This window comes from Tolypothrix sp. FACHB-123 (genome assembly GCF_014697075.1).
Lineage (GTDB): Bacteria > Cyanobacteriota > Cyanobacteriia > Cyanobacteriales > Nostocaceae > Aulosira.
In genome coordinates this window covers 1-18,735 of record NZ_JACJRE010000017.1, presented here as the reverse complement: position 1 = coordinate 18,735, position 18,735 = coordinate 1, and the positions used below count along the sequence as shown (strand labels likewise).

10 protein-coding genes are annotated in these 18,735 nt (G+C 39.1%); 5 read left to right on the top strand and 5 right to left on the bottom strand.

Features of this window, described 5'->3' with window-relative positions; all coding sequences use genetic code 11:
- Position 1 precedes the first annotated feature (1 nt).
- Both H6G41_RS13450 and H6G41_RS13445 read right to left on the bottom strand, forming a co-directional pair.
- A complete protein-coding gene (locus H6G41_RS13450) occupies positions 2-5,392 on the bottom strand; it encodes an ATP-binding sensor histidine kinase (protein WP_190746687.1) in 5,391 nt (1,796 codons plus the stop codon).
- A 251-nt stretch (positions 5,393-5,643) separates the two neighbouring features.
- Positions 5,644-6,399, bottom strand: a complete 756-nt coding sequence (locus H6G41_RS13445) for a PAP/fibrillin family protein (protein WP_190746686.1) — start codon at positions 6,397-6,399, stop codon at positions 5,644-5,646.
- Between the two features lie 34 nt (positions 6,400-6,433).
- Here H6G41_RS13445 and H6G41_RS13440 point away from each other — a divergent pair, with 34 nt between their 5' ends.
- Positions 6,434-6,754, top strand: coding sequence for a hypothetical protein (locus tag H6G41_RS13440; protein WP_190746685.1), 321 nt, complete (start codon positions 6,434-6,436; stop codon positions 6,752-6,754).
- 206 nt (positions 6,755-6,960) lie between these two features.
- Positions 6,961-8,400 (top strand): Rieske 2Fe-2S domain-containing protein, encoded by a 1,440-nt coding sequence (locus H6G41_RS13435; protein ID WP_190746684.1) that lies wholly within the window; start codon positions 6,961-6,963, stop codon positions 8,398-8,400.
- A gap of 263 nt (positions 8,401-8,663) precedes the next feature.
- Here the strand turns inward: H6G41_RS13435 and H6G41_RS13430 are convergent, their stop codons facing one another.
- Positions 8,664-10,136, bottom strand: a complete 1,473-nt coding sequence (locus H6G41_RS13430; protein ID WP_190746683.1) for an NB-ARC domain-containing protein — start codon at positions 10,134-10,136, stop codon at positions 8,664-8,666.
- A gap of 582 nt (positions 10,137-10,718) precedes the next feature.
- Here H6G41_RS13430 and H6G41_RS13425 point away from each other — a divergent pair.
- From H6G41_RS13425 to H6G41_RS13415, 3 genes are all read left to right on the top strand, one after another.
- Positions 10,719-11,150, top strand: a complete 432-nt coding sequence (locus H6G41_RS13425) for a response regulator (RefSeq protein WP_190746682.1) — start codon at positions 10,719-10,721, stop codon at positions 11,148-11,150.
- A gap of 161 nt (positions 11,151-11,311) precedes the next feature.
- Positions 11,312-13,183, top strand: coding sequence for an excinuclease ABC subunit UvrC (uvrC, locus tag H6G41_RS13420; protein ID WP_190746681.1), 1,872 nt, complete (start codon positions 11,312-11,314; stop codon positions 13,181-13,183).
- Between the two features lie 765 nt (positions 13,184-13,948).
- Positions 13,949-14,128 carry a replication restart DNA helicase PriA gene (locus H6G41_RS13415; protein WP_190746680.1) on the top strand — a complete coding sequence of 60 codons (180 nt, stop codon included), beginning with the start codon at positions 13,949-13,951 and terminating at the stop codon, positions 14,126-14,128.
- A 255-nt stretch (positions 14,129-14,383) separates the two neighbouring features.
- On the opposite strand, the gene rlmN is transcribed toward H6G41_RS13415, so the two are convergent.
- Entirely contained in the window at positions 14,384-15,430 is a 1,047-nt protein-coding gene (gene rlmN, locus H6G41_RS13410) for a 23S rRNA (adenine(2503)-C(2))-methyltransferase RlmN (RefSeq protein ID WP_190746679.1), read from the bottom strand.
- Positions 15,431-15,463: 33 nt separating this feature from the next.
- A complete protein-coding gene (locus H6G41_RS13405) occupies positions 15,464-18,607 on the bottom strand; it encodes an ATP-binding protein (RefSeq protein ID WP_242037915.1) in 3,144 nt (1,047 codons plus the stop codon).
- Between the last annotated feature and the right edge of the window lie 128 nt (positions 18,608-18,735).

Here is an 18,735-nt window from a genome sequence, read left to right as displayed (position 1 = left end):
CTTAAATAGGTAATCTAATTGCAAATTCTGTACCTTGACCGAGAATAGAATTTACCTCAATTGTGCCACCATGCTTTTCTGTAATAATTTGCCGCGCGATCGCTAATCCTAAACCCGTACCTTTACCGACTCCTTTGGTAGTAAATAAATGGTCAAAAATTCGTTCTTTGACTACTTCATCCATCCCGATACCATTATCAATAATGCTAATTTTTACTTGTAAATCTTCTAGGGAAGTTTTAATTCTAATCCTGTTGGGATTGGTTTGAATTTCCAGATAATTGCGCCCGTGATTTGCTTCTTCTAAAGCATCAATCGCATTAGCCAAGATATTCATAAATACTTGATTTAATTGTCCGGGAAAACATTCAATAGCAGGTAAATCGCCGTAGTTTGTCACAACTTCAATCGCTGGACGTTGTTCGTTAGCTTTGAGGCGATGTTTGAGAATTAAAATTGTGCTATCGATACCTTGATGAATATTAAACGGTACTTTGTAATCTTTATCGGCTCGCGAGAAGGTACGCAGACTGGTACTAATATTTTTCAGGCGATCGCAAGCCATTGTCATCGAATCAATCATTTTCGGTAAGTCTTCTAAGGTATAATCCAAGTCGATGGCGTCTGCATGTGCGAGAATTTCCTCACCGAGATTGGGACAGTTTTGTTGATAGAGTTTTAGGTGTGCGGTAATATCAGCAATCGTGGGTTTAGCTTGTTTGAGAGTCGCAGCAATAAAGCCCAAAGGATTATTCATTTCATGGGCTACCCCAGCCACTAAATTACCCAGTGCAGACATTTTCTCACTTTGAACGATTTTTAATTGCGCCTGTTGTAAATCTTGTAGGGCTTGTTGCGCTTGTTTATATAGTCTGGCATTTTCTAAAGCTATAGCCGCTTGAGACGATAGCAGTTTAATCACGCCGAGGCGATCGCTCGTAAATACCCCTTGAGTCAGTTGATTTTCTAAGTAAATAATTCCTACCAAATTTCCTTGATTAATAATTGGCGTACACAAAATACTTTGGGGTTTGGTTCGCTGCATATATTCCCCAAGTATCCCCGGAATATTTGTTTGGCAATTGTTAATCAACAATGTCTGCTGAGTATTTTTGACATAATTAATCGTTTTGATGGGAATATCTGGACAATTATTTAATGCTTGATTGTTGAGAATAGTTTGGATGCGATCGCCCTCCATCAAAGTCATGGCGCGGACTTGCCAAATACCATCTTCAGGAAGTAACAGTACAGCTTTTTTCGCCCCCGATGTTTGGAGAATAATCTGGGTAAGACTGGTAATTAGTTGCTCTAATTCCAAAGAACTGGAAATAGCTTGAGCCGCTTTTAAAGCAGAGGAAAAATCGAGAATATCAGAAATACTTGTACTCGCAGTACTAGAAGTTCTCGTTAATGAAGAAGTTCCCCGCAAAGCAATGGTTTCTGAATAATTAAGGTGAATGCGTTGCTGTTGCAGAATCGGTTGCAGTAATTGGGAATAGCGTATTTCCATATCCTCGACTTTGGCTTTAGCTCCCCAGTGGGCATAGCTGTAGTATGCTTGCTGCATATATGCTTGAGCGACAATCTCTTTGCCCCAGTTAAGGTAAAATTTAGCTGTCAGTTCATAACTCAGGGCTTCTTCTTGCAGGTATTGGTTTTCTTTGGCAAGTTGAATTGCGCGATCGTAATGTTCAATGGCTGCGGCTTTGTTACCTAATAAATTTTGGATTTCTGCTTCTACTAAATGCCATTTATGTAGATAATTTATCGGCGCAGATTGTGCCCATGTATAAAGATGATTTTGATGGGTTTGTACCTGCTTAATAACTTCTTCTAACTCAATTTCTGGATGACTAGAACATATTGCTAAATGGGTTAAGGCTGCATAGAAATGGAAAATGGGGATAAAAATTAACCCAGATACAGCTAATAAATATTGCTGACATTGGTCAATATAATTTAGGGCAGCTTGGTAATTACCAAAAGCATAAGCTAGTAACAGTTTATAGATATAAACCTCAGCAATCACCGTTAATTCATTAGCTTGGCGATGCTTGGTTAGCTTTATTTCATCGTAGAAATTGCCACTCAAACAATCAGGTTGGGTTTGGGTTTCGCGGAAATTCTCTGCTGCTTGCCGCATAATATTTACATAAGTTTGAGCAGAATATTGCTTCACTTGACCTAAAGCAGCGTTATAACTAGCAATATCTGATTCCAAGCTGTTGAGTTCAGTTCCACTCCAAAAGCCTGCATAACTGTAACAGCAAACGTTATAACCAGCATGTAAAAAGTCTCCTGTTTCCATCCCCGAAGCAAACCCAGCTTTGAGCAATGGTATGGTTGCTTTCAGCGCTTCTTGGCGATGTTGAATAAAGCCGCCAAACAAAATCAGAATTGTCGATTTGAATTGTTGGACATTAAACCGCTCTAGCAATGACAGTGCCAATTGTCCAAAATCATAGCCTGCTTTGACTTCTCCCAAAAAGGCACACAACACCATTCCATGCAGCACATACCCTACTGTAGAAGCAGGTGGATTGCCAAATTGCAGCGATAAACTCACCATTGTGGAACTAACTAAAGGCAATAAACCCGGCATTCCTTGAAAAATCGGTGCAAATAACATGCCTAACACTTGCATAGCTGCTTGTGCTGTTGCATCAGTCATAACTGGTAAATCAGCTAATTCCTGAATCTGTTTACCGGCGAGTTGCTGGGTTAGATTTTGTAAAGCTTTACCAATCTCCGCTTCGTTTGGCTCAATGGGTAGCACCACACCCAATTGAGAGAGTGCATTTCTGCCCACAGCAATGGCTTCTAACATTCTTGTCTGGGATGTGTGGGCAGCAATTTGAATTTCGTAAATTTTAACTTTGTCTAAAATTGTTCGGGCTGATTGTAATACTTGCAGGGCTATATGTTCCATTCCTTCCAAGTCAGCATTTAAGTAAGCCGCTTCTGTCGCCGCTACATAAAGATTGAGAGCTAATTCATATTGCTCTTGCCAACAATTTACTGTGAGTAATTCAATCCCAGTTTGTAAATAGACTCTTGCTCCTGCATAGGCGGTAGAATTTTTGGCTTTATACCCGGCGGCTAAATTCAATTCGGCTAAGGCTTGGCGTTCTGGAAGAGGGATTAAATTTTGTCCGAGATTCAAATGCCCGACAATATCAAATAGTCTTTCTTCTTGCTGGCTCTTTGAGGTATTTTGGAGAAGTAATTCGCCAATTTTGAGATGAGTTGCTTGTTTTTGGTAATCGGGAATCAGAGAATAAGCTGCTTGCTGGACTCTGTCATGTAAAAATCGATATTTGGCTAATTCTTTACTAGAATCGGGGTTTAAAATTGCTAAGTTATCCTGTTCTTCCCCTTGATAAAATTTGTAAACATCACTAATCGGTAAAATTAATCCTTCTTGTAAAGCTTTCCATAAACTAGCAGCGGTTTCAATTTCTGATTCTAGAGAGACAATCGCCAATGTTGCTAAATCAAAAGAATTGCCAATACAAGCCGCTAATTGCAATACATCTTGAGTAGATTGGGGCAGTTTTTGTAATTGTAATACCATGAAAGTAACAACATCATCTGTCACTACTTGCTGACTCAACCGAGCAATATCACATTGCCAACAACTCAAATCAAAGTTAAATTCAATTAGTCCATCTTGATACAAAGATTTAAGTAACTGTGTGGCAAAAAACGGATTGCCTTTAGTATTTTGAAATACCAATTGTGAAAGCGGCCAAGCCAAGTCTTCTGCACATCTCAAGGTATCAGCAACTAAATAATTTATTTGTAAATGGCTGAGGGCTGCCAAAGTAATTGTATTAATTGTTGCAGATGTTGCGGCAATTTCACTCAAAGTTAACATTAATGAATGTCCGGGAGTGACTTCGTTATCGCGATAAGCACCAATTAATAAAAGATGTCCGGTATCAGCCATTAATAACTGCATTAAATTGAGCGATGCTGAATCTGCCCATTGCAAATCATCTAAGAATATGACCAATGGATGCTCGACAGTTGTAAAGATTTTGGTGAATTTTTGAAATAATAAATTAAACCGATTTTGTGCCGCTATTCCTGTTAATTCGGGTGCAGGTGGTTGCTGTCCGATGATTTTTTCTAATTGGGGAATGACTTCAATAATTACTTGTCCGTTATCCCCAAGAACGTTTAATATCTTGCTGCGCCATTTTTGGATTTGCGGATCGCTTTCTGTGAGTAATTGCCCAATTAAATCTTGAAATGCTTGGACAAAAGCGCTAAAGGGAATATTGCGTTGAAATTGATCGAATTTGCCTTTAATAAAATAACCCCGTTGTTTGACAATGGGTTTGTGAACTTCGTTGACAACTGCGGTTTTACCAATACCAGAAAACCCAGCGACTAACATCATTTCTGTTGCGCCCAAACTTACTCTTTCAAAGGCTTTTAGGAGTATTGCGACTTCCCTTTCTCTACCATAGAGTTTATCAGGAATGATGAAGCGATCGCACACATCTTTTTGGGCAATGGCAAATTGTGCAATTTCACCGGTGGCTTTTAATTGTTCTAAACATTTTTCCAAATCAAATTTGATTCCAAATGCACTTTGATATCTATCTTCGGCATTTTTCGCCATCAATTTCATGACGATATCAGAAATGACTTGAGGAATAATTGCACTGTTGAATGGTTCAGGAGTTTTGGCAATATGACAATGCACCAACTCCATTGGATCGTGAGATTTAAAAGGTAACTTTCCTGTCAGTAATTCATAAAAGGTGACACCCAAGGAATAGAAATCACTGCGATAGTCAATTCCTCGGTTCATTCTCCCGGTTTGTTCTGGGGAAATATAAGCTAGGGTTCCTTCTAAAACATTGGGACTAATTAAGGTTTGTGTTTCTCTAGGCAGTAAAGATGCAATACTAAAATCAATTAATTTAACTTCCTTGGTTTGGGGATTAATTAAAATATTGCTAGGTTTAATATCTTTATGAATAATTCGAGCGCGGTAGAGTATATCTAAGGTGTTGCACAAAGCGATCGCAATTTCTAAAAACTCTTCTAAAGACTGGCAATGTGCAGCTTTTAAGGATATAAAATAATCTTTTAAGGAAATTCCACCAAAATCTTCCATCACTAATGCATAGCCATTGCGATAGTTTTCCAGACTATAGGTTTGGATGATTTCCGGTGAGTTGAGGTTTTTGGCTATAGTATATTGATTGCGAAACTGCAACAATTCGCTGAAGCTAGGATAAGCATTTTTCAGTAGCTTAATAACTACAGGTTTTCGATCTATTTCTCGGACTCCGCGATATACCTCGGTTCTGGAACCATTGTAAAGTTCCTCACCAATTTGATATCCGGGAATACAGATTTCTGTACTCATCATGCTACTGAATCCTCATTGTTGCTGGATTCAGTTATTGTTCCCAGATGTACTCATTTTTTCATAAAGCTGTCAACTTATTTGCTGTGTCAGTTTAAATACTTAGCTGCTGCTTTCCTTAATCAAGTGCTAAGGGACTTCCAGAAAATAAATTATCCAATTTTCCAGAGAAGATATTGTTATTTTTCCCCCTGCTGCCTGCTTCCTGCCCCTCTGCCTACACAGTGATAGTATATTTTTTTAGTTGGAAGTCCCTAATTACAGCGTTCGCAGACTAACACTGTTCCCTTCTCCCCACGAGTAATGCGCAATTCTTCATCAAGATAGAGAATTTCTAGACGACCTTTAGGCGATCGCTGCATACTAAAAGAAACTTCCCCTGTTTCTAAATTCATCCCTTGGGGAGGAACTAAACCAAACATCAATCGCGCAATAGCTGATTTAAGTTTTGCCTGTAAACCTACTTTGGTAGCTGGTTGTTGATTGCCAAACACTGCTTGCCATTCCGCCATGTTGGTTGACTCTTGGGGTGCTAAGCTACCGCCAGTAAATTGGACTTGCAATACAGTATCATCTAGAGGCGAACAAACTCCGATGGTGCGAATGATACCAGATAAATGAGGAAACCCCTGGTCAATTATGGTAAATTCCACAATGATATCGTGACTGCGTTGTTCTCCATTACCTAATAAAAATACAGGTTGTAGCACTCGCTGGATAGATAACTTGAGTGCCCTTGGTTGAAACATATTAAACGCCACACGCCCCAGGGTGTAAGCAAAGCTACCATCTTCTAGTCGCTCACCACCGGGAAAATTTGGCTCACTAATCAATAACCAATTACCATCTAAAAGATTACCGCTATAAGTTGGTGCTTTTGTTGGGTTGAGGACTAAAAGATTCTCAATCGCATCAATTACCTGTTTTTCTTTGGTATTTCCAGCACAAACAGCCAGCGCTTGACGCAAATCTTGTTTTGCAGTTTCACATTGTTTTGTATTCACTGCCATAGCTTTGCAATAAGTCTAATGATGTTAATGTAGCATGGGGCATGGGGCAAATGCGATCGCATTTATAACAAACGGACTTGCAAAAGTAACAAACGGACTTGCAAAAGTAACAAACGGACTTGCGAAAGTAACAAACGGACTTACAAAAGTAACAAACGGACTTGCGAAAGTAACAAACGGACTTACAAAAGTAACAAACGGACTTGCGAAAGTAACAAATGGACTTGCATTTATAACAAATGGACTTGCGAAAGTAACAAATGGACTTGCATTTATAACAAATGCGATCGCTTTACTCAAAAAGCTACAATCCGTAGGGTGTGTTGTTGAGCAACGCGAAACCCAACAAAGATAAGGGTGTTGGGTCTCATGCTTTCTCCCTCTCTACAAAATTTTATTGCATCATTTTAGGCTTGTCAGTCTACTACCAAATCAAAGCCTAAGTTATCAGTCAACCGTCAACCGTCAACCACCCTCCTATTATTCTCTTGCCCATCAGCCTAAAAAAATTGTTACATTTTGTATAGATAGACGATTAAATCTTGGTTAAAAACTCCCACCATGTCTAATACTGTTTTACAGTCAGAGGAACAATCTCTGAACGTAACATCTGAAAATCAAGCATTACAAGAGCTTCCTGCGGGTGGACGCGATCCAGAGCGGTTTGAGTTGCAAGAGGTTTGGTATCCTGTACATTACATTGAAGATTTAGATAAAACACAACTAACTCGCTTCACTTTACTAGAGCGCGATATTGTATTGTGGTGGGACAAAAACGCACAGACTTGGCGCGCATTTTTAGACCAATGTCCGCACCGATTAGCGCCACTATCCGAAGGTAGAATTAATGAAAGCGGCGCTTTAGAATGTCCTTATCATGGCTGGGCTTTTTCGGGGACGGGTAAGTGTGAAGTAATTCCCCAACAAAAAGAAGGGGGAAAAGCTGAAGTTTCCCAACGTGCATGTGCGACTTCTCTACCTACCACAGTGCGTCAAGGGCTGTTGTTTGTCTATCCTGGTAATCCCGAAAATGCTGCCCAAACTCAAGTTCCCATTGTTGATGTATTAGAAGAAAATACTGAAGGCTGGGTATGTCTAAATACATTTCGCGACATTCCCTATGATGCCCTGACGTTGATGGAAAATGTCTTAGATTCCAGCCACATCCCTTACACTCACCACCGCACTGTCGGTAACCGCGCTAATGTGTCTGCGGTAGAATTAGAAGTTGTCGAATCTGGGAAATGGGGATTTAAAGGAATTTGGGAAGAAGGCCCCCGCAAAGGAACTTTAGGCAAACAAGATACTACCTTTATTGCTCCCGGATTGATGTGGCATGATTTAACTTCTAAGCAATTTGGTAGAACACTTACCGTAGTCTATGCAACTCCAATCCGCAAAGGCGAATGTCGGTTATTTGCCCGCTTTCCCTTTAAGTTTTCCTCTAAATTACCGGGACTATTTATCAAGTTGACTCCACGCTGGTACTCACACCTAAATCAAAACGGCGTTTTGGAAGACGATCAAATTTTCCTGCATTACCAAGAACGATATTTAGAACAACTCGGTGGTAGTGCTAATTTTAACAAAGCCTTTTATTTGCCCACCAAAGCCGATGCCTTTGTCTTTCAGTTACGTTCCTGGGTGAATCAATATAAAGTTGATGCCTTCCCCGGCAAAACTTTGTCACAACCGTTATCTAAGGAAGCATTACTAGATAGGTATCATTCCCACACAGAAAAATGCGCCAGTTGTCGCACCGCTCTACGCAACTTAAAACGCCTGCGCTGGGGATTAGCTGTGGTGACAGCAATTATTTGGGCATTGCTACCTTTATTGGTAGCGATTCAAAGTCAAGTATCTGTATTAACTGTGGCGATTTGCAGCTTAGCTGTTTTGCTCAGTGGGGGAGTTTGGTTAGGCTTGGGGAAATTGGAAAGACGATTTTACCAAGGAAAAGAAACGCCGCCGCGAAATTTACCGGAGAAAGGGAAAAAGTAGTCTGAATATTCTAGAGGGTAAGGCAATGCCCATACGTGTCAACTTAAGCTAAAAGCTATATAGGGCAGGCGTTGTGCAAAACCTTCTCGCCCTCATCCCCTAACCCCTTCTCCCAAGGGAGAAGGGGAATTTAATAAAAGGCTCCCCTCTCCCTCTGGGAGAGGGGCTGGGGGTGAGGGCAAAACCTTGCCACCAAGCGGGTTTCACGTTAAGTTGACACCAATGGGCAATGCCTTACCCCTACAGTCTGTCGCGTTCTTTTTTCAAATTGGTGTTAACCAATTTATCTGCTTCAGGATTGCTGCTACATTACAAGCAATGTAACCAATTGCCAAAGTCGATCGATCCTTTAACAGTAAGAGAATTTGCTCTAGGGTTTGGGGTAAAGTCGCACCATACAAACGCCACAAATTTTCCCGCAGTTGATGCAAAATGCGATCGCCTGCAATATCATCAGTACCAGGACGCAATAACCAATGAGTCCGTAGAATTTTCAAATGGCGTAAATCTTGAGTTTCTATGACTTGTTGAATCTCTTTTGCTGCATGTTCCACTAATTCGTCGGTAACTACTTTCATTACCAAGGGTTGCAAACTAAAGGAGATTTCCGCTGTACTAATCCATTTTTCTAACAGCGATCGCCTTTCTAATGCCATAATCGCTTCTAATACCATAGCCGGATCGATAGATATTAATAGATGAGTCTGCAATCGTGCAAAAGTCACCGGTTCTTGCCAAATTGCTAACCAATAGAGAATATCTTGCTCTAAATCGCTCAGTTGGGCGAACTGTTGTTTTAAAATATCTCGCAAGCGATCGCCAATCACTAAAGTATTTTGAGTCAAAAATCCGGCGATATTTCCGCCAAAGACTAACTGAATTAAGGGTGTTACCAGTTTCAACGCCAAGGGGTTTCCGCGATACAGCTGAATTAAGGCAGATAGTCCGAGTTCTTTACCGCTAAATCCGCGCGATCGCATTAATTCGACCGCGGCTGTTGTCGCCAAACCCTTAAGATTTAAACAGCAGACTGTGTTGTGATTAATTTCTATCGCCTTGGGGAGTTCGCGACTGGTGATGATGATGCAACTTTGATGGCGATCGCGGCTGAGTTTTTGGATAAATTGATTGTATATGCTTAAATCCGCTGCTAAACCATCCAGTACGATCAGACAGCGCTGTTTTTGTAAGTGAGAGATGATATCGCTACTGGGTTCAAAATTAGCCAGCAAACTATCTACTAAAGCCTCAACAGATGGTGTAGAATTCAGCGATTTCCAAATCAAGTAATTAAATTGTGATTGCATCCGCTCGATTAAAGCCAGTGTCAAAGCGGTTTTGCCAATCCCCGCCATCCCGACAATCGTTACTAATTTACAACCGCCAACAATCCATTGTTCTAGCTGGGTTAATTCGCGATCGCGCCCATAAAAACTTTCGACATTCGGCGCTTCCTGCCAATCTAAGTAAGGAGCAGAAATATCTGCAATTATTGCCGATTCTCCCACAGAACCATCAGCGATCGCTTCCCAGTTAGCAATCCCTACAGCTGCACAAATAGCAATAAAAATTTCCCGTTGAATGCGATCGCCTTGCCAAAATCGCCTTAATGTAGCTCTAGAAGTATGGGCATCTTGCCACCACCGCGCCGTGCTGGTTTTCGTCCAACCCTGACGCAACCGCGCTTTATCTACAATTACCAATCCGGCTGTTGATGCCCTAAGGGAGTTTGACATAAACCTGTGACTAAGCAGATTATTCCCATTTTGGCTTAGTACTGAAAATCAAACAGAAATTTGTCGAGATATCGATCTCGCAACACCGCAAACTTTAACTTTTGCTGCTAAATCAACCTTGAGATCGTTCTTATGTCAAGGAATCAAAATAAAAATAGCATCTGGTTTATAAAAATTGTCGTTACTATTGATAGGTTCTACAGAATACTCGTAAAACCTGATGTGCAATCCCGCAATTCTTTATCTGGCTTGCCTTCTAGCTGATATTTTTATTTAGCTACAACACATAAATTTTGCTATTTTTAGAGTTATTTAATGCTTAGGATTAAAATCTCAGAAAGTACACCAATTTATTTATTACCATAAATCACAAAAAAAATAGTTGAAGAAATTATTAACTTTTTTAGAAAATGTCAATCGGGATAATACTATAAAGCGTGGTTAGAAAAAACTAATTTGAATTTATTACAACTTTGTTTGCAAATTGTGAAGTTAATTTACTGAGGTATTGATATAGTGTAAAAAGTCTGATTGGGTTTTTTTCGGTCATCAGTGGTGGATTAATAATCAAATATAGCTAAAATGACAGCACAATTACTCCCAATAAATCAGCGGTTAAATTCGCAACAATTAAGGCGAATATTACTAGTTGAGGATAATGATGTAAATCGAATGTTGATGAGCGACTATCTAAGTTATTGTGGATATCATGTCCACAGTTTATCTTTAGGTTCTGCTTTATTCTCAACTATCGAAAAATTTCAACCGGAGTTAATATTACTAGATTTGAAGTTACCGGATATTGATGGTTATTCATTGCTAGAAAAATTTCAGCATAAACCATTCTTTTCCAGAATACCCGTTATTGTAGTTTCCGCATTTGCGTTTAAAGACGACCAAGAAAAAGCAATGAAATTGGGGGCTTGTCGCTACTTTGTTAAACCTGTGAATCTACAAGAGTTAATTATGACAATTTCCGAAAAATTAGCTTGTAAAAAGAATATTAGTTTTTAGTCCTTTGTCATGGATCATCGGTTTATTTTAGCGTTGACGGTTGACACTTCGACAGGCTCAGTGCGGCGCGGTTGACGGTTGACTGGGAAGCTAAGGCAAAAAAATCCGATTTTCCCTAAAATAGAAATAGGTGGATTTGTCAATTTACCTATTTGCGAATCGTGACACAAATTGCCCAAACACTAGTTAAAGATACCGAACGCCTGGAAAACCGTCTAGCCGAGATACCGCCGGAACCAGGTGTTTATTTAATGCGGGATGGAGGCGATCGCATTATCTATATAGGTAAATCGCGGAAATTGCGATCGCGGGTGCGTTCCTATTTTCGTGATGGCTACAATAAAAGCGATCGCATTGCCACAATGGTAAAACAAGTGGCAGAAATTGAATTTATTGTGACCGATACCGAAGCGGAAGCTTTGGCGTTGGAAGCGAATTTAATTAAGCAGCATCAGCCATATTTTAATGTACTGCTGAAAGATGATAAAAAATATCCCTATGTCTGCATCACATGGTCGGAACAATATCCGCGGATTTTTATTACCCGCAAACGTCAATTAGGCAAAGAAAAAGATAAGTTTTACGGCCCTTATACAGATGCAGGTTTATTAAGGGAAATATTACGCATATCCAAGCGAATTTTTGCCCTACGACAACGACCCCAACCATTATTTAAAGACCGTCCTTGTTTAAATTATGATTTAGGGCGCTGTCCTGGGGTGTGTCAAAAATTAATTACACCGGAAGAATACCGCAAAACTGTGCAAAAAGTAGCGATGGTATTTCAAGGTCGGACTCAAGAATTAATTGAGATTTTGACACAACAAATGGAGAAAGCCGCTGAAGCGTTGAATTTTGAAGCAGCAGCGCGGATTCGCGATCAAATCTCTGGGTTAAAATCCCTGACTGCACAGCAAAAAGTATCCTTACCAGATGATACAGTGTCGCGAGATGCGATTGCCTTAGCCGCAGATGAACAACTAGCTTATATTCAATTATTCCAAATTCGGGCTGGGCAATTAGTCGGACGTTTAGCATTTGTGGCGGATGCTCATGCTGAACCTGGGGCGATTTTACAACGAGTTTTAGAAGAACATTACCAAACTGCTGATGCTGTGGAAATTCCCATAGAAATATTGGTACAGCATGAGTTACCACAAGGGGAAATTTTGGCGGATGTTTTAACTGGGCGTAAAGGGCGGAAAGTGACAATTTTAGCGCCCCAACGCCAAACTAAGGCAGAATTAATTGAGATGGTAGAGCGTAATGCTCAATATGAATTGCAAAGAATGCAAAAATTGGGCGATCGCAATCAGCAAGCAATGGAAGATTTAGCTGCAATTGTCGATTTACCAGATTTACCCCACCGCATTGAAGGTTACGACATTTCTCACATTCAAGGGTCAAATGCAGTTGCTTCTCAAGTAGTATTTATCGATGGCTTACCCGCCAAACAGCACTATCGTCACTACAAAATCAAAAATCCCAACGTTACCGCCGGACATTCCGATGATTTCGCCAGTTTAGCCGAAGTCATCCAGCGCCGCTTTCGCAAATATATTGAAGATCCACAATTACAACGTGGGGGTAACCCTGACTGGCCGGATTTAGTCATGATTGATGGCGGTAAAGGACAATTATCATCGGTTGTCGCTATCTTGCAAGATATGAACTTATTAGAAGACTTGCGCGTTGTTAGTTTAGCAAAGCGACGGGAAGAGATTTTTGTACCTGGAGAATCTCAACCTTTAGAAACCAACGCAGAACAACCAGGAGTCCAACTATTACGTCGATTGCGGGATGAAGCTCATCGTTTTGCAGTGAGTTTCCATCGTCAACAACGCAGTGATAAATTAAAGCGATCGCGTTTAGATGAAATTCCTGGTTTAGGACACTATCGCCAAAAGCAGCTGCTAGGACATTTCCGTTCCGTCGATTATATTCGCCAAGCCACACCCGCCCAACTCGCAGAAGTTCCCAACATCGGCCCGCGTTTAGCTCAAGAAATCTACGATTATTTTCATCCTGCTTAAGGATAATCCAGAGTCTATCCAAGCGATAGATTATTTCCAAATTATTTTAATTTCGTCATCAGGACTTCAATCCTGATGCGAATTTTTTTGTAAAAGTTTCTTAAGAAAGATTTTTATATTTTGTTACTAATGACAACTGTACGGGCGGGTTTACAGATATCCTCAAATATCTATAAAAATCTCTCATAAACCCGCCCCTACTGACAACTGACCAAGAAAAAAGTTATGGGTAATTGATAGCTGGGATAACCCATTACCTATTACCCATTCCCCATTACCCATTACCAACAACTAGCCTAACAGACATCACCCAAGCTCTGAGTCATGAAGATTGGAAGTTTTAATTAAATTGTTTCGCGATAAATCATCTCCATCAGGAAAAATATTAAGTAAAGCTTAAAAAAGATTTTTTGTGCCTAAAGTTACAGTATTTTTCTGGGTTTAACTTTTTGCTATTAATATACAGACTAATGCGCGAGATCACTGCAAATGAGATTATCTCCAAGCATTATTAGTAGGGATCAGTAAATTTCTAAATAGGAGCCTTCCCAAAAATTAATTTATATATCCAAAGTGAGATGTTAAACTAGTAGATCCGTTAGGATAATAGAAAGATAATAAAGTCTTGTTTTAAAAAATTGAAGTTTGTTTAAAGAAGTTAGGCAAATTATAGAGGATTTTATTAATTTGCATTAAACCAGCGATTGGCTGGGATGATTAGCTGTTTTTACTTACCATAATTCATTTACAACCAGGGAATTAACAATGCAAATAGTACAAGAAATTTGCTGCCCCAACTGTGGCAGTAAGGCTGAACGTCACTATATTTCTGATAGCCAAATAACTCGTACCCAATGCCCAACTTGTGATTACTTGATGATTACTTGTACACGCACTGCTAGAGTCATTGAGGCTTATGCCCCTGGTATTCATGCCAAAATGTAAAATCTAATTTTTTATCTGATAGCTTCAACTATTAGTTTTAATAATAAAGAGCGCTGTGTTATTTACACAACGCTCTTAATATTAATTAGAGAAAGACAAAAAGCTTTTCCTGGATTTCTCACCAAATTTTTCAATACCTAGATTTCTCTTTGTCCAGAGGTCGTAGGGGCGGGTTAAGCAAGATAGTCGTGAATAATGGAATCATATCTGTGAACCCGCCCCTACTGCTTGTGAGAAATGCGGGTTTTGCCTTGTTCACTGTTTACGCGATCGCAATTGTCCACAAGCAGCATCAGCTTCTAAACCGCGAGAATAACGGACGCTGACAGCAATAAATTGCTGTTTTAGGACATTAACAAAGGCTTGAATGCGATCGCTAGTAGGGCGTTTATAATCTACTTCTTCAATGGGATTGTAAGGAATCAGATTCACATGGCTTTGAAAACCCCGCAAGCGTTTGGCTAGTTCCAAGGCTTGTTCGGGTAAATCGTTTACTCCCGCTAAGAGTATGTATTCAAAACTCACGCGACGGCCAGTAATTTCCACATATTCCCGACATTCCGCCAATAAATCTTCGATGGGATAAAAGCGGGCGCTAGGAATTAGCTGTTCTCGGAGTTCTTGATTAGGGGCGTGGAGGCTAACAGCAAGAGTAATTTGTAAATGATGCTGGGCTAACTGACGAATGCGATCGCGAATTCCCACAGTAGAAACAGTCAGTAATCGCTGTCCAATACCGACATCTTGATTTAAGGATCTTAAAGCTGCAAGCACATTCTCAGTATTTAACAACGGTTCCCCCATGCCCATAAATACCACATGGCTGACTCGTTGCTGAAAATCTTCTTGTACCGTCAACACCTGATCGACAATTTCATGGCGGGCTAAATTGCGCTTGTAACCACCTTTACCCGTAGCACAGAAATCACAAGCCATCGGACAACCCACCTGGGTAGAAACACAGACAGTTAACCGCTTATCGCTAGGAATCCCCACAGCTTCCACAATTTGCCCATCTGCAAGTTGCAACAGATACTTAATTGTGCCATCAGCTGCAACAGCGCGGTGGTGTATGCTGGAACGTCCAATGGGGATATCTGCGACTTCAGCACGCCATTGTTTAGGAAAGACAGAAATATCAGCTAGCGATCGCACTCCCTTGTGATATATCCAATCATGTAGCTGCTTACCTCGATAAGCTGGTTGTCCTTGCTGCTGTACCCAAGCAGTTAATTCAGCTACAGAAGCGCCTAATAATGGAGAAGTCAAGTCAACAGAAGAAATTAGCGGTATAACAGACATAAGCGATCGCGATTTGATGCTAGGATCTCTATCCTATATCTTCTGGTTCAATACCGGAGTAGACTCAGTAGTTTTCTGGGTAATAGGAATTTCGATGACAAACTCTGTTCCTTCATCGGGTAGGGAAATACAGTCTATTTGTCCACCATGCTTATCAACTACAATTTGATAACTGATAGATAATCCTAAGCCAGTACCTTCACCTACAGGCTTAGTAGTAAAAAATGGATCAAAAATGCGCGGTTGAATATTCTTCGGGATACCAAGACCATTGTCTTTAATAGAGATGCGCACCCAATCGCTATTAATAACTTGAGTGTAAATAGTAATTGTACTAGTATAATTTTGCATTTTTGAGAGCGATCGCTGTTGATGACTTCCATGCAAAGCATCAATTGCATTAGTAATAATATTGAGAAATACCTGATTTAACTGCGCAGTGTAGCAGGTAATTAAAGGCAATTGACCGTAATTTTTTACTATAGTAATTGCTGGATATTTTGGGTTAGCAACTAAGCGTGTCTGCAACAGCATTAATGTATTATCTATCCCTTCATGAATATCTACAGACTTAACATCTGCTTCATCCAACCGCGAAAAGTTACGCAACCCTAAAACAATATTCCGAATTCGGTTAGCTCCCATCTTCATCGAATCGAGAATTTTTTGCAAATCATCTATTAAAAATTCCAAATCTATATTTTCTTGAGTTTGCTCAACTAAAGGTGTCAACTGCGGATATTCTTGTTGATAAACTTCAATCAAGTGCAGCAAAGATAAAATATATTCTTTAGCAGGTTCAATATTAGCGTAAATAAAGTTAATCGGATTATTAATTTCATGAGCCACACCAGCCACTAATTGTCCCAAACCAGACATTTTTTCCGATTGGATAAGTTTGCTTTGCATAATTTTCAGTTCGCTTAGTGTTTCTTGCAAACGCAGATTTTTTGTATTTAATTCCTGGGTTCTAGCCGCAACTTTATTTTCTAGATTTGCATATAGCTGAGCATTTTCTAAAGATATAGCTGCTTGAGAAGCCAGAAGTTTGAGAATTTGTAATCTATCTTGAGTAAACGCATCAACTATCAAACTATTTTCTAAATAAAGAATACCAATCAGCTTACCTTGGTTGATTATAGGAGTACATAATATAGATTTTGGTTGATATTCAACTATATAAGAATCTGCGGCAAAGTTGTGATTTCTAGTAGCATCATGAAATAAGATATATTCCTGAGTATGGGACACATAATTAATTAAACTTACGGGAATTTTTTGAGTTTTATCAACAGGTATATTGCATATTTCGCAAGGCTGATGATTTTGATATAGTGCAACCAAATTTAATTGTTCGTCAGCTTGCAAAATTAGCGCAGATTTATTCCCTCCCACATTTTCTAACATTACCTGCATCAGAATTTCAATTAAATTATTTAACTGAATTTCTGAGCCAATTGCTAAAGAAGCTTTAGTCACAGTTTCTAAATCTAAAAGTGCTGTCACACTCGTACTATTAGAGTCAAGAGATAGATGGTTTGTAAGAGTATTGTTGTCACCTTGATTAACTAGCAACTGTCTTTGATTAAGTATGGGTACCAATAACTGTGCAAAGGATTTTTCTAAATCTTCAACCTTAGCTTTAGCGCCCCAACGGCTATAACAATAGTAAGCATCACTTAAATATATTTGGGCAATTTTTTCTTTACCAGCAGCTAAATAAAATTCTGCCGCCAGTTCATTTGCAAGTGCTTCTTCATGTATATATTGATTTTCTTTTGCACCCTTAATCGCTTGATCGTACAATTCCATAGCCTGCCAATTTTCGCCTAAAACTCGTGCCTTTTCTGCTGCTACCAAATCGTACTTATGCTGATAATTCATCGGTGCATGAAATGCCCAATTTGCCATTTGCTGCTGATTCGCTAAAACTTGTTGCATATATTGCTCTTGTTCAAGATTAGACTGGTTATTATATTCAGCTAACAAAGCTAGAGAATAGTAAAAATTATGTTGACTAACTGTTACTTGTCCAGCAACAGATTCTAGATATTGTTTGCTGATAATTGCACTATCAACAGCATCTTTGCTGCGTTTAAATAAATAAGATAGGATAGTTTTTGCTAAATACAGACAAAACAGAGAATTATAATTATTTGATTCTAAAAATAATGGCAATATCTCCGCTTCCTTACAAAAGCTGCCATTCAATTCAAATTTATTCACTGTTGCTTCTACAATATTAGAAATAAATTGCAACCAAACTTTTTGTGTATCAACAGTCCACTGTTGTTTAAGTTTGTGCATTAAAGTCTGATATTGTTCTAATTGTTGAAATACAGATTCTAAATTTTCTCCGACGAATAACATGTGTAGGTAATGATTTATCGAAGAATAACCTACATATTCTATATCTCCATTTTCTAACCCAAATTGTACAGCTTCAACTAAAGGTTCTATTGTTGTTCTTAAATGCTGCTTCCAAAATTTAATATTAGCATTCCACACTAGGAATATTCTACATTTAAGTTCTTTAGCATTAAATCTATCTAATAAATTTAAAGCAACTTCACCATAACGATATCCAGCATCAATTTCCGATAACATTCCGCAGAGTAGCAAGCCATATAAAACATATCCATAAGTAGAAGCAGCAGAATTTCCATAGCTTACAGACAGATGTATCATTGTAAATACAATCGACGGTAATAATGCTGGATTAGCAAAATAAGCCGCAGAAATCATGTTAATTAATATCCGCATGGCTGCGAGTTTATTTGGATCGGTCATTTTTGGTAAATGAATTAAATCCTCTACATCCAAATTTTGCGGTGGTGCTGACTCCAAACTAACTGTCAACATCTCCAATAATTGCAATCCAGTATCAATAGCTAATTGCATCTTTATTTCCGCCATATACATCTGCATTAAAGCTTCATAAGCTTTAACTTTATCTAGTAATGTATTGGCATTTTGCTTAATAACATCAGCATAGCTGGCTGCTTTTTCAAAGTTGATATTTAAATATTCAGCCTTCATTAATTCGATATAAAGATTTAATATCAAATGATACTCACTTTGCCAACTATCCGTTTCTAAAAGTTGTAAGCCAGTTTGCAAATATCTAATAGCATCTTCATGAGCAGTGGCTAATTTAGCTTTACTTCCTGCGATCAAATTAAGTTGAGCTAGTTCCAGTTTTTCGGTTCTTCAGTAGCTATTATGCCAAATTATTAGTTATAGCACTCATATAAACACAAAAAAAGCATCTTTATTTTGCCAAAAGCCTTATATGTATTGACATC